Below are 18,582 nucleotides of genomic sequence, written 5' to 3' on the forward strand. Positions count from 1 at the left end.
CCAGGTGGCGTGGGCCGGTCTTGCCTGCGCCGCTTGGTCACGATGGGCCGATGGGCGATGATCCATGGCATCGGCTGGATGGACTGCGCCAGGTACCCCCGTACCATGTGCCCGGCTCCAACCCCGGAGGCGGCGGCAGGAATGCGGAGCAGGGCGCCGGCGCTGCGGTCATCTCCGCCAGACCGGCCAGCCGCTGCCAGTCCATCACGCGCAGGCGCCCCTTGGTGAAGGACAGCAGCCCGGCGGCCCGCATCTCCTTCAAGGTCCGGCAGACATGAACCGAGGTCAGGCCGGTCGCGTCGGCGATCACCGTCTGGCTGATCGGAAGCGCGAACTCGTCCACGCCGCCGCCGGCTTCCCGGAGCTGGCGTTGGCACAGCGCGAACAGGAGGCGGGCGATCCGCTCGGCCGCGGTGCAGGTGCCGAGGCCGCCCAGCAGACGCCAGTCCGAAATCGTCTCCGCCGCCAGAAGCGACCACATCCGCAACGTCAGTTCCGGTGCGGTCTGGCAGAACCGCATCAGCGACTGGCGCGGGATCGGACAGGCGGTGAGATCGGTCAGCGCCTCCACCGTGCAGGGCATGCAGCCGTCGGCGGTCGTCTCGAACCCGACCATGCTTCCGGGCATGGCGAAGCGAAGCACTTGGCGACGCCCGTTCTCGTGGAAGACGGACGCCGCTGCCCAGCCGCGGCGAATGATGAACACCATCTCGCTGCCGTCCCCTTCGGCGAAGACGCAGCCGCCCGCAGGCACATGCCAGAGCGGGTGCTTGATGGTGCCGAGCGCCTGGAGTTGCGCGTCGGAGGCGCTTGCGCATAGCCCGTCGCGTCGAACCGGGCAGGATTGGCATTCGGGCCGCATGGGACGCCTTTCTCGCATTTGCCTAATGTCTCGGCTCGCTCGGATTTGCCGGGCGCAGCTGGGGGAGCATTTGCGCCTGCGCCAGCGAGTCGATCAGGGCTGAAACGATGATGTGGCTGCCGATGGGGCCTTCCGCCGCCTCCTGTGCCGCATCCAGGTGTCCATCGAGACGACAGGCCACAGTCAGCTTGACGGCGACGCCGAGTGGCGTTTGGGCGGGGGTGCTGATCAGCGAGCGCAGCAGCCACTTCCGCCGGGCTGTTTCTCCGTCTTCGGATTCCCGGTAGCGTTTGTGCAGCAGCAGGAGAGCGTGGTCGCTGTGCGAACCGGTTGCGAGTGCCGCAACAGAAAAACTCAAGAGCTCCGCGTAGAGCGCTTCGCTTTTCGAAAAGCCATGCGATGACGACATGGTTCGTCCCCACAGAACTGTCATAGAACGACGTCGAGAATTGGGAAATTCACCGAGTATACGGAACTTGCGCCCTAGGAGCGATAGATGATTTGATCTGAGTCAAAAATGCGATGAACTATACAGAATGGATTGTGACCTACTCAAAATGATAGACACCTACAAAGTAGGTATAGAAATTTCCGGCTGGTGGCGGTCAGGAGGGTGAGTGGGTATAGAAGCCACCTGCCGAAGCCGAGCCCCAGATGCCGTACATGGGAACTCCCCGCACCTTGGACATAGCCGTCGAGGCCGGGCTGATGCAGCGCCTCGCCTTTGGCTGTCCACGGCGTCAGACTGAGGGTTTTCCGGGCTCACTCATGCACTTGCTCGGCCCGGATCCTCCGGTTCCCGATCCACCCCCGACGCCGATCGCGAGCGCTTCTGCCTGACCGACGGGGAGGTGCTGCGGCTTGCCGGATACGCCATCCGGATCGAGGACCATTACGGCCAGCCCATGGACATCGAATGGGCCAAGGACGGACTGGACAGCGGCCTCTACATCGTCCAGGCCCGGCCGGAGACCGTTGCCTCCCAGCGGACGGCGCTGGAACTGGAGAGCTTCGTTCCGGAGGCGAAGGGGACCGTGCTCGCGTCGGGACGCGCAGTCGACGGACGCATGGCCACCGGGACGGTGCGCGTCGTGACCGATGCCCACCATCTGTCGGCCTTCCGTCCGGGCGATGTTCTGGTGGCCGACACCAAGACGCCGGATTGGGAGCCTGTGATGAAGACAGCCGCCGCCATCGTCACCAACCGGGGTGGCCGGACCTGCCATGCCGCCATCGTCGCCCGCGAACTGGGCATTCCAGCCGTGGCCGGAGCCGAACGCGCGACGGAGGCCCTGCGCGATGGGCAGACGGTGACCGTCTCCTGCGCGGAGGATGAAACCGGCAAGGTTTATGACGGCGCCGTGCCGTTCCGGGTGGAGCGCCTGGATCTGTTCCTGGTGCGCCTGGGCATCGACTCCATCAGCCTGACGCCGGACAGCGTGCTCAAGACGCTGCGCGCGGTCGTGGAACTGGAACGGAAACTCGGCCGCGCGCCGCGCGAGCCCGGAACGGGAGGAGTGTCATGAAGCACGTCGTCGTTTTCGCGCATCCGCGCTCCGGCAGCTTCATCCGGCAGGCGGTGGGCGCCTATGTGGACGAGTTGGATCAATGCGGGCACGCGGTCACCGTCCGCGACCTCTACGTCATGGGCTTCAACCCGGTCCTTTCGGAGGAGGAACTGGCCGGCACGGGTCCGGTACCCGAAGACATCCAGCGCGAGCAGGACCTCATCACGGCGTCCCAGGCTGTTTCTTTCGTGTTTCCGATCTGATGGGCCGGCATGCCGGCGATGCTGAAAGGCTATGTGGACCGTGTCTTCAGTTACGGATTTGCCTGGGAAATGCGGGGCGAGGAGGTCGACGGCAAACTGCATGGGCGCAAGGGGCTGATCGTCACGAGTTCCGGCGCCCCGATGGCCTTTCTGGAGGCGACCGGGGAGAGGCAGGCCTTCACGGTGACACAGGACGTTGCGATCATGGGTCTATGCGGCATCAGGGTGGTCGAGCATCTGCATTTAGACGATCTGGGGCCGCACACCACGCCCGCGCAGGTCGACGACATCCGCCGCATCCGCGCGGCCGTGCGCGACCATTTCTGAATGGGGCTTGCGGCTTGGCCCCGCCGCTTGGCCCCGTCGGACCGGAATGGATGCCGAAGCCGCGCCTCGACCATTCCGCCGCCGATCCGTCCTAAAGCCGGTTGATTTCGAATTCCTCGCAGGAAAAACCGAGCTGGGCGGCACCCTCCTCCAGGCAGTCTCCCAGGTTGGGGATGCCGATCAGATAATCGGCGGACCGGTCCGTATGGCGTTCCCGGGCCAGCGCCTGCGCCTCGGTCCATTCGTCCGCCGAGAAATCGCCGCGCCCCAGCCAGACCATCGCGATCACATCGACCACTTCGTCGTCGTCGAGGCCGTCGATGGCGTCCTTCAGTTCCGCCAGGGTCGGATCGGGCTGGTGCCAGCCGGCGCCGTCGAGGATGAGCACCGCTTGATGGCCCTTGCTCACTTGGCCGCTGATCTCAGCCAAGTGCAGGGTCATGGCCGCGGCGGCGCCACGGCGGCGCCACGGCGGCATTGTCACATAAACTGCGGGGTTGGCGAGCCCAAGCGGCACTGGGCATGGTAGCGTGATGAGACGTGATCCTGATCCGCAGTTCCGCCATCGTTTTCCGGCCGAGCTGATCGCCCATGCGGTTTGCCTCTACCACGCCTTTCCGCTCAGCTTCCGCGACGTTGAGCTGCTCTAGGCTGAGCGCGGCGTCGAGGTTTCCTACGAAACAGTCCGGCGCTGGTGCCGCAAGTTCGCCCAGACCTTCGCCAACCGGCTCCGCCGCCGGCGTCCGCGACCCGGTGATCGCTGACACTTGGACGAGGTGTTCCTCAAGTTCAATGGCGTCCAACATTACCTCTGGCACGCCGTCGACCAGGAGGGGGCGGTGCTCGATATCCTGGTGCAGAGCCGGCGCGACAGCAAGGCGGCCAAGCGCTTCTTTACGAAGCTGCTGAAGGGCTTGCGGTATGTGCTGCGGGTCGTGGTGACCGACAAACACGGGAGTTATGGCGCCGCCAAGCGGACGATCATCCCGCAGGCCGAACTTCGCTAAAGTCGCCACTTGAACAGCTGGGCCGAGAACTCGCATCGGCCGACCCGCCAGCGGGAGCGGCGGACGAAGCGGTTCACGTCACCCCGGCACGTACAGCAACTCCTGTCTGCCCATGGCCCCATTCACCAGCACAGCCATCCCCGCCGCCGTCGGAGTCACCGCCTGGGTGGCGATGATCGCCGTCGGGGCCGGGCTGTTCGTGCTGATGGAGCTGGAGAAACGGCTGCCAGCGGGGTGGGCCCGCCTCACCGTTCAAGGACATACTGTCCCGGCGCCGGGCAGAGCGGGCCGAGGTCGTGCTTCACAGACCCGACAGGCCGCGCCGCCACCGGCTCCGCGTCCGATTGCCGGTCCAGCCAGTCCGCCCAGGGACGCCACCACGACCCGGTGGCGGCAGGCGTCGAGTCCAGCCACAGGTCGGGGTCGACATAGCGGTCGTTCGGTCCCCGCTCGCTCATGCGGTACTGGCGGTCGGGACGGTCGGGGCCGGCGACGATGCCGGCATTGTGGCCGCCGTCGGTCAGCAGGAAGGTGATGGCCGTGTCGCTCTGCAGGTTGATCTTGTAGACCGACCGCCAGGGCGCCACATGGTCGCGCCGCGTCCCGACGGCGAAGATCGGCGCCCGGATGTCGGACAGGGCGACCGGGCGGCCCTCCACCTTGTAGCGTCCTTCCGACAGGTCGTTGCCCAGCAGCAGCCGGTGCATGTATTCCGAATGCATCCGGTAGGGCAGCCGCGTTCCATCGGCATTCCAGGCCATCAGGTCGGTCACCTCGGGCCGCCGGCCGCGCAGATATTGCTGGACCATCTGCGACCAGATCAGATCGTTCGAGCGCAGCATCTGGAAGGCGCCGGCCATCTGCGTGGTGTCGAGGTATCCCGCCTCCCACATGATGTCCTCCAGATAGGCGACCTGGCTTTCATTGATGAACAGCATCAGTTCGCCGGCCTCGGTGAAGTCGGTCTGGGCGGCGAGCAGGGTCATCGTCTTCAGCCGCCGGTCCCCGTCGCGGGCCATCGCGGCGGCGGCAATCGTCAGCAGCGTGCCGCCCAGGCAATAGCCGCAGGCGTGCACCGGCGGCGGTCCCTCTTCCGTGCCGCAGATCGCGCCGATGGCGTCGAGCGCCGCCATCACCCCCAGCCGCCGGTATTCGTCGAGACCGTAATCGCGCATCTCCGGCCCCGGATTGCGCCAGGAGATGGCGAACACCGTGAATCCGCGGCCGACCAGATAGCGGATCAGGGAGTTTTCAGGCGACAGGTCGAGGATATAGTATTTCATGATCCAGGCCGGCACGATGAGCACCGGTTCGGCATGGACCGAGCCGGCCGATCGTGCGGTGGATGGCGCGTACTGGATCAGTTCGATCAGCTCATTGCGGAAGACGACGCTTCCCGGCGTCACCGCCACGTCCCGGCCGACCTGGAAGGCATCGAAGCCCTTCGCCCGCTGTCCGGTCATCAGGCGCAGGGCGTCTTCCGCCCAGTTCGCCATGCCGAAGGCGAAGTTCATTCCGCCGGTGGCGATGACCGTGCGCAGGGTTTCGGGATTGGTGAAAGGATTGTTGGTCGGCGCCGCCACGTCGAGAAGCTGACGGGCGACGAATGGCACGATGCGGGCGTTGGCCTGCGACAGGCCGGGAACGCCGGTGGTCGCGTTGTGCAGCCACTGCTGTGCCAGCAGGAAGGACTGGGCATAGAGCGAATAGGGAAACTGCCGCCAGTCGGGATGGGAGAAGCGGCGGTCGCCCGGCAGCGGTTCGATGCAGGGCGGGGTATCGCGATCGACGGCCGCGGCGCCGGCATAGACCATGAGCCGCACCAGCTTGCGCATGGCCTTGTCGGCCAGGACGGCCTGCTTGCCCGGCGCATTGCCCAGATGCATCGCCCAGTCGGCAAAGGCCAGCGTTACCGCTGCCGGCGAGATCGACAGGGTGAAACGCCCCTGCCACGCATGCACCAGCCGGTCGATGATCTCGCCGCTGAAGGGCAGATAGGGGAATCCATAGGCCGGGCTGCGCATCGCCGCTCCGGGTGGAGGTGCCGGAATAGCCACCGGAACCACCGTTGCCGGCGCGGCGTCGGACCGGTTGGAGGCGACACGTCCTTCGGCTTTCAGTTGGGCCATCGGCATGGCTCTTCTCCTTGGCTTTGCGACCGTCTTTGCAACGGTTCACCTATCCCAGCAGCATAGGAAGGGTCCGGCCTTAACGCCGGTTAAGGCCGGCATCGGAAAGTCATGGCTGAATGGCGTCATTCTCCCGACACGGCTGCACGGATGCCGTTCAGGGAGGCCGGCAATGGACTGCGAACCGCCATTGTCGAACTTCAAAACCGCCAGATGGGGAGACGGGCCATGGTCATCACCTTCGAAGATTGCGTCGGCATGAGCGGACTGACCAAGGAGGAGATCGACGCGATCGCCACGCACGAGCATCTGCCGGAGATCGTCGCCTCCGAACTGGGCAGCTATCTGGTCGCGACTGAAGCGGGGCAGGGCGAAATCCGCCGTATGATCGAGGACGACATCGCCGACGCGAAGGCGCATGGCCAGCATGAACGGACTGCGCTGCTGAAACTCGTCCTGTGTCATTTCCTGCAGGACCATGTGGCGGCCCGCACCGTCAATTCCTGACGGACCAAGCCGGCAGGACAGCGGTTGGGGGACGGCCGACTTCATCCGGATCAGGGCCGGGTGACGTTTCGTCGGAGAAGACGGTCGATGCTGCGGTTCGCCCGGGCGATCGGAATGGCGAAGCCGATGCCGCTGTTGCTGACCGATGACCCGATCAGACTGTCGTTGACCCCGACCAGTTCGCCCCGGAGAGTCACCAGGGCTCCGCCCGAATTGCCCGGATTGATCGAGGCGTCGGTCTGGATGAAGGAACCGTCGGGCTCGGTCGGATTGCGCGCGCCCAGCCCGCTGACGATCCCCAGCGTCGCGGTTTGGGCGAGACCGAACGGATTCCCGATCGCCACCACGAAATCGCCCACGCGCAGATCGTCGGAATTCCCCAAAGGCACTGCCGCTAGGTCGCGCGCCTCGACCTGGATCACCGCGATATCGCCGGCCGCGTCGGTGCCGACGATGCGGCCGGGGAGGCTCCGCGCGTCCTTCAGCGTGACGGTGATCTCGTCCGCGCCGTCGACGAGGTGGCGGGTGGTGAGGATGGAGCCCGAGAGCGCGTCGATGACGATTCCGGATCCTTGGACGAGGAACCGGCCCTCCTCCGGCCCCATGCGCTTCGGCAGGCCGAGCATGGCGCGGAATTCCGGGTCGCGGATCAGGGCCATCTCCTCGGCGGAGAACTGGCCGCTTGCCGCGATGCTGACCACCCCCGGGAGCACCCGCTCCAGCATGGGGGCGAGGGTGGGCATGGCGCTCGGCGCTTCGAATGTGCCGTTCAGGGCGCAGGCGCCGACTCCCGCCAGCACCGCCGATCCGATCGCCGTGCGTCGCACCAGATCGACGATCCGCTTTCCGGTCTGTCGAGACATGCGCTGCGCCCCTGCCTGAAATCGCCGCACCTCCTGGCCGGCGCGCGACTCGCACCGGCAGGCCGAACCGGTCATTTGCCCTGGATTGTCTGGATGTAATAGACCAGCTCAAGGATCTTTCCGCGGACGACCTGCTCCGACCCCCAGGGCCAGAAGTCCTGTACCGATTCGGCCCGGAACGCCGATCCCCAGACCGGCATCTCCCGCGGGCCATGCGCCCCGATCGCCTCGCGCCCGTCGATCATGCCGTAGAGATAGTCGAGCGGGAAGACGCCCTTGTTGCGCTCGCGGATGGTGGTCAGATCCGCCGGCTTCCTTGTGAGGTAATCGGTATAGGGACCGTCGCCATGACCGGTGCGGCCATGGCACACCGCACAGTTGGCGAAGTAGGAGGATTGGCCGATCGGGTCGTCGGCTTTCCCGGTGGTCTTTTCGGAGCGCGATTGCGCAAAGGCCGGCGAGCACAGCGCAGCAATGCCCGCAACCGCGACGATCCGGGCGAGGAACCGCCCGCCGGACAGGGTGGGGTGCATGGTGCCCTCCATCATTGGTGTCGGGACACAATGACGGAAGGCGGAGCGTGGGGCCTTAACCGGGATTAATGCCGGGCCGACTTGAAAGTCCGATCCTGTCCTTGGAGCCGCCAAGCTCCCGTCAGCCGGAGGGATGGACCATGTACCGCAAGATCCTTGTTCCGCTATCCAACGCGGCCGGCAGCATGGATGCCGCGCTCGACGCCGCACTCTTCATTGGCCGCATCTTCGGCTCGCGCGTCGAGGTGTTGTATGCGCGCCCCAGCCCGGAACACCTGATCCTGGTGCTTGGAAGGGGTTTTGCCGGCACGATGCTGGAAAATGCGCTACGGGAGGTCCAGGCGAAGATCGCGCGGGATTGCCAAACCGCACATGAGCGGATGCAAGGGCATCTCCGCCAAGCCGGGGCGGTCGGCCGGGATCCCGAGATGGTCTGGCGGGAGGTCGAAGGGCCGGCCGACAAGACGGTCGCGATGGAAGGCCGCTTCGCGGATCTCATCCTGTTCGCCAAGCCCAGGCATGACGGCGTGACCGACAGCGTGTGGCGGTCGATGTTCGACGCCGCCCTGTTCGGAACGGCGCGTCCGGTGATCCTGACTCCCTTCTCGGCCGTGCGGCCCATCGGGTCGAGGATCATGATCGCGTGGAACGGGAGCCCTCAGGCGACCAGGGCCATGGTGGCGGCGCTGCCCCTGCTGCGCCATGCGCAGGAGGTTCTGATCGGAACCTTCGGATTGGGGGACGACATTCACGCCGATACGGAGCGGCTGCAGGACTATCTGCTGATGCAGGGGGTTGAGGCCAAGGCTGAACATCTGCCGGCAAGCCTGCGGGAGACCGGCAGCGTCCTGCTCGCCATGGCGGCCCAATTCGGCGCCGACCTGCTCGTCATGGGCGGGCACGGCCGCAACCGCTTGCGGCAGTGGACGTTGGGGAGCACCACATCCCATGTGGTCGGTCTTGCGACCATTCCGGTGCTGATGGTGCATTGAGGCAAGGTTGCGCCCGCCCAATGGATGGTCATTGGATGTGGGTGGAGGCATTGCGCCAGACGCTCTCGCGCCAGAGGTCCGGGTCCCGCGTCGGAGACGGGAGGACCGAGGAGGAGGGCGCCGGCGTTATGCCCATCTCCGCCAGACCGGCCAGTTGCTTCAGGCGCTCGAGGCGGGCGGGCACCGCTGGTGCGGGCAGCAGTTGTTCCACCAATGCCCGCGGCTCCGGCACCACGATCTTTCGCGGCCGTCCCGGCCGGCGCCCGGGCCGGCCCGGCGGTCTCACCGCGGATGCTCGTCCTCGGCGTCTTCCTCGGCGCGGGCGAGAAGCCGCACGACGGTCCGGCCGCGAGCCTAGATCGCCGCGGCGAACTTGAACATGTCCACGAGCCTCGGCCCTGTCATGCCCGAGCGGTTGCGCTCGTACTTCGCCCCAGGCGGCTTGCCGAGCGCCTGGCAGAAGTCCTCCTGGTGGACGCGCAGCCAGCGTCCGTCCCGCTGCACCCGGTCGTAGCGGGTCACCAGAAGGTAGCTCCGTTCTCCCGCCTTGCCCGTCGTCACCGCCACCGTCTTCAGGTCGCAATCGGGAGGCATATTTTTTATTCGAAGGCCTGTGACATCGTCGCTCGTAGACGCTCACATCTTTCAGAGTTATTTTAATTATTGCTGATGCAGTCCGAATGCTTGGAGGCTGCAATGATCACGAAGAACCAGCCAATAGCTGTTTGCCTTGCGTGTGGAAAACACTACTACGCGCTGGCCCCCGTCTTCGATGGATGCATAACCCAAACCGCGTCCGGCCGATGCGACGGAGAAGTCGTCATCCGATGGAGCATTGACGACTGGGTTATCTGCCCAACCTGCGACGGGAGCGGTTGTCCTCACTGCAACGACGTTGGCTGGCTGTCTGCACGTCCATAGACCACGGGCATGTACTGAGATTCCGTCGCTGTTTTCGACTTGGCCAATTCCAGCCGGCTGATTATGCGCGCCAAGCACGACAGGGTGGTGTGGCGATCGAACTGAAGGTTCACCCCTCGCTCAGGCAGGCGGTACGCCTGCTGTGGTAACCCGATGCAGCTTCGTCGATCTTGATGCACGTCAATGCCGCGAGTCGCCTGAGGGATAGCCTGCGGCAATGGCATGGACCGTGGGCCCGGTCCTTCCGGAGATGGCCGCGGAGATGGCCGATGACTCTGCCGCTGACCGATCACGGATCGAGCCACGAACGCTCGACCATTCCGGCCCCACCCGGCCGAAGCGCCTTCAGGCACGCCGGCTGGCTGCTGGGGATCCTGCTCGCGCTGCTGGGCACGGCGGGGCTGCTCTATTACGCCATGGGCACCCACACCCCCGCTCCCGCCTATCGGACCGGATCGGTGACGCGCAGCGCGGTCGCCGCATCGATCACCGCATCCGGTACCGTCAATCCGGTCGTCACCGTGCAGGTCGGATCGCAGGTGTCGGGGCAGATCAGCGAGTTGCTCGCCGATTTCAACACGGAGGTGAAGACCGGACAGCTCATCGCCCGCATCGATCCCGCGCTGTTCGAAACACAGGTAGCACAGGCGGTCGGCGACCTCGCCGTCGCCCGGGCCGGCATCGAAACCCAGCAGGCCACCGTCGCCCGCGCAGCCGCCGACCTGGAGGCCGCGCGCGCGACCCTGACCAATGTCCAGGCCCAGTTGCGCAAATCGCAGGCGCTCCTGTTCAACGCCAGGACCGGCTTCGACCGCACTCAGCGGCTTTTCGAGCGGGGGAATGCGTCCGCCTCGGATCGTGATAGCGCGCAGTCCACCAGCTCGAAATCCAGCGGCGCATCGTCAATGATGCCATCTCGTCGAGATCACTGTCTGCGATCGTTTGGCTGTCGGTCGCCTATTTCGGCATCGCGCTCTTCGAAGGTGTGCTCAAGTTCATCCTGAACCTCTACCGTGGCTGGGTCAGCGAAAGGGCGGTGCGGCATCTGCGCATGACCATCCTCGGTTTGGCCCGTTGCGTTCCGCCGCCGCGGAGATCGGAGCCGATCTGATCGTCCTCCGGTGCGCATCGCGTCGCACCGGAGGACGACACCTTCCGGGACTCGACGGCGTGGAATGTGCTGCGGCAATCCGACCCGTCCGTTCTTCTGGTGAGGGACGCCGCGCTGAAGCCATACCGGCGAGCGACGGTCGGGTTCGACTTCTCGCCCCATGCGGAGGCGGCGCTGCGCCTCGCCTTCCGCTTCCGGCCGGAGGAGGTCGCGGTGGTTCACGCCTATCATGTTCCGTACGAGGGATTCCTGTACGGCTCCGACAGCCACAGCGATTACCGCGAGCAGTGCCAACAGAATTTGAGCGCCGCCGTCCAGGCGGTGATGCCCTCCGTCCGCGGTCAGTTCCCGATAGCGGTGGAACCGCAATGCCTGCTGTCGCATGGCGAAACCCTGGGGTCGCTTTGGCAGGAATGCCAGCAGATGCGCACCGATCTGCTGGTGATCGGCACGCATGGCCGCACGGGGCTGGCCCATGTCAGGGGTCGGCACACCTTCCTATCCCCGATGGGCAGTTGTTCAGCAAAGACGGATGGTCCACCTCGTGCCTATGAACGCTGGTCCTGGGTCGCGACGTAGCCCGAACTGAGCACCGCTCCGGCCTACGGCATGGGGCTGGTCCCGCCGACACCTCCACCGGTCAGCGACACCGAGGATCCTCCGACACTGCGGATCCAAAGGGAGGCGGCATGAAAAAACTCCTGATTGCGCTGATCGTGATTGTCGGCATCGTTGCCGTCGCCGTGGCCGCTCTGCCCTTCATCCTGACCGGGAACTTCGTGGCCGAGAAGGTGGCTGCTGCGGTGAAGGAGCGCACCGGGCGGGATCTCACGCTTCGGATCAACTCCCTGTCCCTGTTCCCTGACCTCAAGGCCAGGGTGGAGTCGGCGACGCTCTCAGATGTGCCGGACAGCGGACGTCCGCCAATGCTCGAACTCGGGCCGACCGAGTTCGAGGTGGCCTTGTGGCCGCTGCTGCGCGGCATTGTGCAGGTTGATCGTCTGACGGTCGATGGCTTGCGGGCCAATCTGCTGGTCGATGCCGCCGGGCGTCCCAACTGGGAGTTCGGCCGCGAGGGTGGCCAAGTGGCGAATGACGCGCCGCAGCCGGCATCGCAGGAGCCGCTCGACCTTCCCGACATCCAACTCGGCGATGTCCGCCTCGGCGGCGTGGAGGCCACCTACAAGGATGAAGGTACCGGCCAAACCTTGCAGGTCGCCGATGGGGCGCTTGCGGTGACTATGCCCAACCTGGATATGCCCGCCGAACTCGATGGAAATGCAAAGGTCAACAACCGGGCACTTGTGCTGAACGCCAGGGTGGAATCGCCACGCGCGCTGGCCGAACAGCGGCCGACGACCGTACAGGGGCAGATCTCGTCCGACCTCTTCAATGCCAGGCTGGAGGCCCGGCCGGAAGCGGATGGACGTACCGGCGGGCCACTGTCTGTGTCGGTCCCGGATCTGCGCGCCATGACGGCTTGGCTGGGCATGCCGAATGCCGAGAGCCTGTCCCTGCGCAGCGTAAATCTCACCGGCAAGGCCACTATCGGGAGCAGGAACGCCCAGCTTGATGAGTTCCAACTGGCGCTTGACGACATTAAGGCGAACGGCAGCGCGGCGGCCGACTGGTCCGGCCAGATACCGGCCGCAACCGTGCGCGCCTCCGTCGCTCCTGTCGACCTCAATCGCTTCATCCCGCCGGCGGCCTCGCAGTCCGCTTCACCGTCTGCTTCGTCATCCGCCGGGTGGAGCGACGAGCCGATCGATGTCTCCGCATTGCGGCGCATGAACCTGGACGCGGTGATCGAGAGCCAGGGACTCCTGGTCCGGAACATAAAGCTCGGTCCGAACCGGACGACGCTCCGCCTGCAGGACGGCATCCTGACCGCGGATGCGTCGGAGGTCCCCGTCCTGGGCGGACGAACCAGCACAGCGCTACGGATCGATGCCTCGCGGCAACCGGCCGGCTATGCCCTGAAGGCGTCCTCCGAGGGCATCCAGGCGGAGTTGGTGCTGGCCGCTCTCGCCGGCACAGACCGTCTTCGCGGCACTGTGTCGCTCAACGCCGACCTTGCCGCCGCCGGGACCAGCCAGAAGGCTGTCGTCTCCGGCCTGAACGGAACGACCCGCATCGTATTTCGGAATGGCGCGCTGCGGGGCATCAACATTGCCGCGATTCTGCGGGATCCGGTAGCGGCCGCCACCGCACGGCAGCAGGGCGTCACCCAGGAAACCGACTTCGCCGAGTTTGGCGGAACCTTCCGCCTCGACGGCGGTGTCGCCCGCACGGGAGATCTGCACATGCTGGCGCCACTCTTCCGAATGGACGGCGAAGGGACTGTGTCGTTGCGAGACCGGCGGCTCGACCTTCGTCTCAATCCGAAGGCCACGGCCACTCTGCAGGGCCAAGGCGGGCAGTTCGATCGCAGCGGCCTGACGATTCCGATCCTCGTCACGGGAACCTTCGACGCCCCTTCCATTCAGCCGGATTTCAGCGGAGTCGTGCTCTCCGCCATCAAGGATCCGGCAAAAGCGGCCGAAGCCTTGCGGCGCCTGCAGGAGGGCGGATCTCCGGCGGATATCCTCGGCGGCCTGACGGGGGCGGGCGGCAAGGACGGCGGGTCTTCCGGCGCACGGCCGGCCGCTCCCGAAGCTGGTCCTTTGGGCAATGTTCTGAAGGGACCACTGGAGCAAGGCGTGAAGGGATTGTTCGGCCGGTGAAAGCCGGTGCAGGACCGGATGGATGGGATCGGGAGAGGTGGAGTGTGTCGGTGCCGCCGCGCCAGTCGGCGCGGATACCGGCGGTCATCATCGATAACCGCCGGTATTACAGCACCAGGGCGGTGGCGGCCCAGACGGCAAGGGCGCCGACCGTCCCCTGGATCAGGGTTCCCAGGGTCTGCAGCCGATAGCCGTCGCGCGTGGTCATGTTCGAGAATTGCGTGACCACCCAGAAGAAGCTGTCGTTGGCGTGGGAAACCACCATCGCCCCGGCGCCGATGGCCACGGTCACCAGCGCCTTGGCGGTGTCGCTGTCGAGCCCCAGTGCCGGCAGCAGCGGAGCCATGAGGCCGGCGGTGGTGATGATCGCGACCGTGCTGCTGCCCTGCGCCGTCTTGATGCCGGCCGCAACCAGGAACGGCAGCCAGATCCCGAGGTTGGCGCTCGCCAAGCTCTCGCCGATGACCTTGGCGATGCCGGAGTTCTGCAGCACCTTGCCGAACGCGCCGCCGGCCCCGGTGATCGTGATGATGATCGCCGCATCGATCACGGCCTGTCCCACCCAGCCGGAAGTGGACAGCATCTCCCGCGTCAGCCGCTTCGGCAGCATCAGCGCCAGCCCCACGCCGATCAGAAGCGCCACGACGGGCTGGCCCAGGAAGGACAGGACCGGCACGAGGCCGCCCGTGCCGAACGGCTTGGCCGGCAGCTCGGCGATGGAGCGGAGCACGATCAGCAGGATGGGAACCGCGATCGGGACCAGCGCCTTGCCGGCCGACGGCGCATCGGCATCGGCCTGCGGCGCGTCGCGGGCGGGCTCTTCTTCGGGACGGTAGGGCTCGATCGGCACGCGTGCGGCGAACAGGATGGCGAACAGCCAGCCGGCGGCGGTGGCGACGGCGCCGATCGCCATGCCCCACAGAATGACGAGCCCCAGGTCGGCGCCGAGGATGCCGGCCGCGGCGACCGGCCCCGGGGTCGGCGGCACCATGGTGTGGGTGGCGTACAGCCCGAGAGAAAGCGCGATTGCGGTGGCGGCGAGACTGATCCCGGCCTTGCGCGCCACAGCCTTGTTCAGCGACGACAGGATGACGAAGCCGGAATCGCAGAACACCGGGATGGAAACCAGATAGCCCATGACGGACATGGCCAGCGGCGCGTTCCGCTCTCCGGTGATGCGCAGGATGCTGGAGGCGAGCCGGAAGGCACCCCCGGATTTTTCCAGGAAAACGCCGATGATGGTTCCGGCGATGATGACGATGCCGATCGAACCGATGGTGCCGCCGAACCCCTCGTTCACTGATTTCACCACGTCGGCCAGCGGCATGCCGGACAGGATGCCGAAGCCGAACGCAGTGATGAGGAGCGCCAGGAAGGGGTGCAGGTTCAGCCGCGCGGTGGCGAGCACGATGAAGGCGATGGACAGCAACAGCAGCAGGACCAGCAGCATGGCGCGCCTCCCAAGGAGCGAAGTTAACCAGGCGTAACACGCCCGTCGGTGACGTGTTCCCGCTCCGGTGGAGTGGCCGCGGCCTCATGGGGCTTGCCGCGCTCGGAGATCCCACGGCGGAGAACCCCGTCGTCATCGCCTCGCGGGGGATATGTGCCCGCCTTTCGTGGCGGCCGGCGGCTCCTGCTCGATGATCCAGGCCGCGCGGTCGAGATCCAGATCGGCAAACTGCGCGGCGTCGAAGACGGGTGACCTGACACCGGCGGCGATTTGCCGATCGTAGTCCCGCAGGATGCGCATGCCGACCCGGAACAGCATCACCAGCGCGGCGAGGTTGACCAGCGCCAGCAGACCCATGGTGAGGTCGGCAAAGGCGAAGACGGTGCTGAGATCCTGCTGCGATCCCCACATGACCAGGACCAGCGTCAGCACACGGTAAATGGTGAACAGGGTCCGGTTCTCGTTACTGAAGAAATTCAGGCTGTTCTCGCCCAGATAGTAGTTGTAGATGATCGACGTGAAGGCGAAGAGCATCAATGCGACGCTGACGAAGGACCGTCCCCACTCGCCCACCACGCCGGCCAGTGCGGCCTGGGTCAGCTCGATGCCCTTCAGCTCCGATCCCGGCTGGTAGACGCCCGACAGCAGGATGATGCAGGCCGTGCAGGAGCAGATGATGAGGGTGTCGATGAAGACGCTGAACGCCTGCACCACGCCTTGCGCGCCGGGATGCCTCACGTAGGCGATGGCGGCGACGTTGGGCGCGCTGCCCAGCCCCGCCTCGTTGGAGAACAGGCCCCGCCGTACCCCCAGCGTGATGGCGGCCCCCATGGTGCCGCCGACCGCCGGCTCCAGCCCGAAGGCGCTCTTGACGATGAGCGCCAGCACGCCGGGCACCGCGCCGGCGTTCATGACGATCACCACCAGCGTCACCACGACATATCCCACCGCCATGACGGGCACCACGATGTCTGCGACCTCGGCGATGCGCCTGACGCCGCCGAAGACGATCAGACCGACGACGGCGACCAGGACGATGCCGGTGACGAGCGGCGGCACGCCGAAGGCGTCTTCGACGGACGTCGCAGTGGTGTAGGACTGCAGTGCGGTGAAGCTGAAGCCGAACGTGACCAGTAGCAGCGCCGAGAACAGCACGGCCAGCCAGCGCTTCCTCAGCCCGCGCTCGATGTAATAGGCCGGTCCGCCCCGGTAGGTGCCGTCGGGTTCGGCGATCTTGAAAAGCTGCGCCAGGGCGCATTCGAAGAAGCTGGTCGCCATGCCGATCAGCCCGATGATCCACATCCAGAAGACCGCCCCCGGCCCGCCCAATCCGATCGCCACCGCGACGCCCGCGATGTTGCCGGCGCCCACCCGTCCGGCGACGCTGAGCATCAGTGCCTGGAAGGAGCTGAGGTGCCCCGGCTGGCGCCGGAACGCCTCGACCAGCGTGCCGAACATCCGCCCGAAGTAACGGAACTGCACGAATCGCGACGCCACCGTGAAGGCCAGGCCGATCGCAACCAGCACGATGGTCAGGACATAGTTCCACAGCAGGTCGTTCAGGAAACCAAGCATGACGACTGCCCCCCGACTTATGGCCGCGAGCGGCCGGATGTGCTCGTTAACGCGCCAGGGTAGCCGATGTGCCGGCAGCCTGCCGGCACGGGCTCATGCATTTCCTTTGCCTTTCCAGGCCATCGGCGATGCCGCGCAAGGCGGCGCTCGGCACCACGAATGTCCTGCTGAACGGTCCGAGCGGCACCGGCAAGGAGGTCTTCGCCCAAACCATCCACTCCGAAGCCATCCACTCCGAAGCCATCCACGCCCATGGCGACCGCCGCGACGCTCCCTTCATCGCCGTCAATTGCGCAGCCCTGCCGCGCGAACTGATCGAAAGCGAGTTGTTCGGCTACGTCGCCGGCAGCTTCACCGGGGCGCAGAAGGGCGGGCGGCCCGGCAAGTTCGAAATGGCGTCCGGCGGGACCATTTTCCTCGACGAGATCACCGAGATGCCGCTCGACCTCCAGGCCAAGCTCCTGCGGGTTCTTCAGGAGCGCGAGGTCACCCGGGTCGGCGCCACCCGGCCCATCCCGATCGATGTCCGGGTCATCGCCGCGTCCAATCGGAACCTGAAGGATGCATCCCACCGTTCGTTCCGGCGTGAGCCGTCGAAGGAGGGCGGCGCCGCGGACCATGCCGGCCGCGATCGCCTCCGCTCCTTGGAATCCGCGTCCTGCGGGTCGGCTCGGCATGGGCGTGAAAATCGGAATGATACGGGTCGATGTTTGTTAGGATGGCGCCGGGATTATCAGGAGCCGTTTCCTTGAGCACAGGACTGATCGCACTGCTTGACGACGTGGTCGGCTTGACGAAGATCGCCGCCGCTTCGCTGGACGATGCCGCCGGGCAGGCTGCGAAGGCAGGGGCCAAGGCCGCCGGCGTGGTGGTCGACGACGCTGCCGTTACGCCACGCTACGTCGTTGGGTTCACTGCGGATCGTGAACTGCCGATCATCGGCAAGATCGCTGTCGGTTCCTTGAAGAACAAGCTGATCCTGCTGTTGCCGGCCGCACTGGTGTTGAGCCTGGTGGCGCCCTGGGCCATCACGCCGCTGCTCATGCTGGGCGGTGCCTTCCTTTGCTATGAAGGGGCGGAGAAGGTCTTCGAAGCCATCTGGCCGCACGAGGCTCATGACGGCCATGGTGCGGCGGGCACGACCGGCGGGCAGTCGGCCCGGCAATTCGAAGATTCCAAGGTGAACGGCGCGATCAAGACCGACCTGATCCTGTCCGCCGAGATCATGGCGATCACGCTGTCCGCCGTCGCTGCGGAGGTATCCTCCTTCTGGATGCAGGCACTGATCCTGGCCATCGTCGGAACCGGCATCACCATCGCTGTGTACGGTGCGGTGGCCCTGATCGTGAAAGCCGACGACGCCGGCCTTTCCCTGGCGCAGAACGACCGGCCGATTTCCAGCATCTTCGGGCTGCGGCGGCTGGCCGCCGGCGCACCGGGCGGGGCGGACCGGCTGCTGCGCCCGCTGACGCAGGGGCTGGGTCGCGGTCTCGTCTTTGGAATGCCGCTGTTTCTCAAGCTGCTCAGCCTCGTCGGCACCGCAGCGATGCTCTGGGTCGGCGGCGGCATCATCATCCATGGGCTGGAAGGCTATGGCTTGGAGGAACTCGGGCACGCGATCCATGATGCCGCCGCGGCGGTCGGCCATGCGCTTCCGGCGGGGGCGGCGGTGATGGAATGGCTGGTGGCCGCCGGGATCGCAGGCATTGTCGGGCTTCTTCTCGGCGCGCTGCTGATCCCGCTGGTCCACCGCGTCGCCATGCCGGCCTTTGCGATGCTGAAGCGCTGACGCGGCTCCGTGACGGGAACCG

18 protein-coding genes and 2 pseudogenes are annotated in these 18,582 nt (G+C 66.2%); 11 read left to right on the top strand and 9 right to left on the bottom strand.

Translation table 11 applies throughout. The features are described 5' to 3' along the window. Positions 1-37: 37 nt before the first annotated feature. On the bottom strand, positions 38-862 hold the full coding sequence (locus FZ983_RS24660) for a Crp/Fnr family transcriptional regulator (RefSeq protein ID WP_188092497.1): 825 nt from the start codon (positions 860-862) through the stop codon (positions 38-40). Between the two features lie 22 nt (positions 863-884). Then, entirely contained in the window at positions 885-1,271 is a 387-nt protein-coding gene (locus tag FZ983_RS24665) for a hypothetical protein (protein WP_149226371.1), read from the bottom strand. A gap of 278 nt (positions 1,272-1,549) precedes the next feature. Here FZ983_RS24665 and FZ983_RS24670 point away from each other — a divergent pair. The 3 genes and pseudogenes from FZ983_RS24670 to FZ983_RS34885 form a co-directional block, all read left to right on the top strand. Continuing rightward, positions 1,550-1,666, top strand: a pseudogene (locus FZ983_RS24670) (IS5/IS1182 family transposase); the annotation flags it as partial. Positions 1,667-1,713: 47 nt separating this feature from the next. Continuing rightward, entirely contained in the window at positions 1,714-2,388 is a 675-nt protein-coding gene (locus tag FZ983_RS24675; protein WP_247883962.1) for a PEP-utilizing enzyme, read from the top strand. Continuing rightward, positions 2,385-2,960: pseudogene (locus FZ983_RS34885) on the top strand (NAD(P)H-dependent oxidoreductase). The gene FZ983_RS24675 and the pseudogene FZ983_RS34885 overlap by 4 nt, the downstream one beginning before the upstream one ends. A 91-nt stretch (positions 2,961-3,051) precedes the next feature. Here the strand turns inward: FZ983_RS34885 and FZ983_RS34890 are convergent. Next, complete coding sequence (locus FZ983_RS34890; protein WP_282187039.1) at positions 3,052-3,303, bottom strand: DUF3775 domain-containing protein; 252 nt, start codon at positions 3,301-3,303, stop codon at positions 3,052-3,054. 433 nt (positions 3,304-3,736) lie between these two features. On the opposite strand from FZ983_RS34890, the gene FZ983_RS24695 reads away from it, so the two are divergent. Then, positions 3,737-3,967 carry a DDE-type integrase/transposase/recombinase gene (locus tag FZ983_RS24695; RefSeq protein ID WP_247883969.1) on the top strand — a complete coding sequence of 77 codons (231 nt, stop codon included), beginning with the start codon at positions 3,737-3,739 and terminating at the stop codon, positions 3,965-3,967. A gap of 245 nt (positions 3,968-4,212) precedes the next feature. On the opposite strand, the gene FZ983_RS24700 is transcribed toward FZ983_RS24695, so the two are convergent. Beyond that, positions 4,213-6,102, bottom strand: a complete 1,890-nt coding sequence (locus tag FZ983_RS24700; protein ID WP_247883963.1) for an alpha/beta fold hydrolase — start codon at positions 6,100-6,102, stop codon at positions 4,213-4,215. A 222-nt stretch (positions 6,103-6,324) separates the two neighbouring features. On the opposite strand from FZ983_RS24700, the gene FZ983_RS24705 reads away from it, so the two are divergent. Next, entirely contained in the window at positions 6,325-6,603 is a 279-nt protein-coding gene (locus FZ983_RS24705; RefSeq protein WP_149226381.1) for a hypothetical protein, read from the top strand. Positions 6,604-6,653: 50 nt separating this feature from the next. Here the strand turns inward: FZ983_RS24705 and FZ983_RS24710 are convergent, their stop codons facing one another. Then, positions 6,654-7,541: a trypsin-like peptidase domain-containing protein gene (locus FZ983_RS24710; protein WP_211102979.1), complete on the bottom strand. Its 888-nt coding sequence runs from the start codon at positions 7,539-7,541 to the stop codon at positions 6,654-6,656. Then, positions 7,538-7,999: a cytochrome c gene (locus FZ983_RS24715; RefSeq protein ID WP_149226383.1), complete on the bottom strand. Its 462-nt coding sequence runs from the start codon at positions 7,997-7,999 to the stop codon at positions 7,538-7,540. The genes FZ983_RS24710 and FZ983_RS24715 overlap by 4 nt, the downstream gene beginning before the upstream one ends. A gap of 140 nt (positions 8,000-8,139) precedes the next feature. Between FZ983_RS24715 and FZ983_RS24720 the strand changes: the two genes are divergently transcribed. After that, a complete protein-coding gene (locus FZ983_RS24720) occupies positions 8,140-8,991 on the top strand; it encodes a universal stress protein (RefSeq protein WP_188092498.1) in 852 nt (283 codons plus the stop codon). Positions 8,992-9,345: 354 nt separating this feature from the next. Here FZ983_RS24720 and FZ983_RS24725 read toward each other — a convergent pair whose 3' ends face one another. Further along, positions 9,346-9,585, bottom strand: coding sequence for a HipA domain-containing protein (locus tag FZ983_RS24725; RefSeq protein WP_149226387.1), 240 nt, complete (start codon positions 9,583-9,585; stop codon positions 9,346-9,348). Positions 9,586-10,181: 596 nt separating this feature from the next. Between FZ983_RS24725 and FZ983_RS24730 the strand changes: the two genes are divergently transcribed. From FZ983_RS24730 to FZ983_RS24740, 3 genes are all read left to right on the top strand, one after another. After that, positions 10,182-10,916: a biotin/lipoyl-binding protein gene (locus FZ983_RS24730; RefSeq protein ID WP_188092499.1), complete on the top strand. Its 735-nt coding sequence runs from the start codon at positions 10,182-10,184 to the stop codon at positions 10,914-10,916. 173 nt (positions 10,917-11,089) lie between these two features. Further along, positions 11,090-11,602, top strand: a complete 513-nt coding sequence (locus FZ983_RS24735) for a universal stress protein (protein WP_149226391.1) — start codon at positions 11,090-11,092, stop codon at positions 11,600-11,602. A 110-nt stretch (positions 11,603-11,712) separates the two neighbouring features. After that, positions 11,713-13,746 carry an AsmA family protein gene (locus FZ983_RS24740; RefSeq protein ID WP_149226393.1) on the top strand — a complete coding sequence of 678 codons (2,034 nt, stop codon included), beginning with the start codon at positions 11,713-11,715 and terminating at the stop codon, positions 13,744-13,746. A 106-nt stretch (positions 13,747-13,852) separates the two neighbouring features. On the opposite strand, the gene FZ983_RS24745 is transcribed toward FZ983_RS24740, so the two are convergent. Beyond that, positions 13,853-15,196 carry a GntP family permease gene (locus FZ983_RS24745; RefSeq protein ID WP_149226395.1) on the bottom strand — a complete coding sequence of 448 codons (1,344 nt, stop codon included), beginning with the start codon at positions 15,194-15,196 and terminating at the stop codon, positions 13,853-13,855. Between the two features lie 132 nt (positions 15,197-15,328). Next, the gene (locus FZ983_RS24750; RefSeq protein WP_149226397.1) at positions 15,329-16,771 is read right to left on the bottom strand and encodes an alanine/glycine:cation symporter family protein; all 1,443 of its coding nucleotides are present in this window, start codon (positions 16,769-16,771) and stop codon (positions 15,329-15,331) included. A gap of 128 nt (positions 16,772-16,899) precedes the next feature. On the opposite strand from FZ983_RS24750, the gene FZ983_RS35135 reads away from it, so the two are divergent. After that, complete coding sequence (locus tag FZ983_RS35135; protein ID WP_348771072.1) at positions 16,900-17,523, top strand: sigma-54 factor interaction domain-containing protein; 624 nt, start codon at positions 16,900-16,902, stop codon at positions 17,521-17,523. Then, positions 17,520-18,560 (top strand): DUF808 domain-containing protein, encoded by a 1,041-nt coding sequence (locus FZ983_RS24760; protein ID WP_149226401.1) that lies wholly within the window; start codon positions 17,520-17,522, stop codon positions 18,558-18,560. Before FZ983_RS35135 ends, FZ983_RS24760 begins: the two co-directional genes overlap by 4 nt. Positions 18,561-18,582: the final 22 nt, after the last annotated feature.

The organism is Azospirillum sp. B21, from assembly GCF_008364825.1.
GTDB lineage: Bacteria > Pseudomonadota > Alphaproteobacteria > Azospirillales > Azospirillaceae > Azospirillum.

Bases quoted from the DNA above. Each gene is read 5' to 3' on its own strand.
- FZ983_RS24660 (WP_188092497.1), bottom strand. From the start codon at position 862: ATGCGGCCCGAATGCCAATCCTGCCCGGTTCGACGCGACGGGCTATGC.
- FZ983_RS24665 (WP_149226371.1), bottom strand. From the start codon at position 1,271: ATGTCGTCATCGCATGGCTTTTCGAAAAGCGAAGCGCTCTACGCGGAG.
- FZ983_RS24700 (WP_247883963.1), bottom strand. From the start codon at position 6,102: ATGCCGATGGCCCAACTGAAAGCCGAAGGACGTGTCGCCTCCAACCGG.
- FZ983_RS24705 (WP_149226381.1), top strand. From the start codon at position 6,325: ATGGTCATCACCTTCGAAGATTGCGTCGGCATGAGCGGACTGACCAAG.
- FZ983_RS24710 (WP_211102979.1), bottom strand. From the start codon at position 7,541: ATGACCGGTTCGGCCTGCCGGTGCGAGTCGCGCGCCGGCCAGGAGGTG.
- FZ983_RS24715 (WP_149226383.1), bottom strand. From the start codon at position 7,999: ATGCACCCCACCCTGTCCGGCGGGCGGTTCCTCGCCCGGATCGTCGCG.
- FZ983_RS24720 (WP_188092498.1), top strand. From the start codon at position 8,140: ATGTACCGCAAGATCCTTGTTCCGCTATCCAACGCGGCCGGCAGCATG.
- FZ983_RS24725 (WP_149226387.1), bottom strand. From the start codon at position 9,585: ATGCCTCCCGATTGCGACCTGAAGACGGTGGCGGTGACGACGGGCAAG.
- FZ983_RS24730 (WP_188092499.1), top strand. From the start codon at position 10,182: ATGACTCTGCCGCTGACCGATCACGGATCGAGCCACGAACGCTCGACC.
- FZ983_RS24740 (WP_149226393.1), top strand. From the start codon at position 11,713: ATGAAAAAACTCCTGATTGCGCTGATCGTGATTGTCGGCATCGTTGCC.
- FZ983_RS24745 (WP_149226395.1), bottom strand. From the start codon at position 15,196: ATGCTGCTGGTCCTGCTGCTGTTGCTGTCCATCGCCTTCATCGTGCTC.
- FZ983_RS24750 (WP_149226397.1), bottom strand. From the start codon at position 16,771: ATGCTTGGTTTCCTGAACGACCTGCTGTGGAACTATGTCCTGACCATC.
- FZ983_RS35135 (WP_348771072.1), top strand. From the start codon at position 16,900: ATGCCGCGCAAGGCGGCGCTCGGCACCACGAATGTCCTGCTGAACGGT.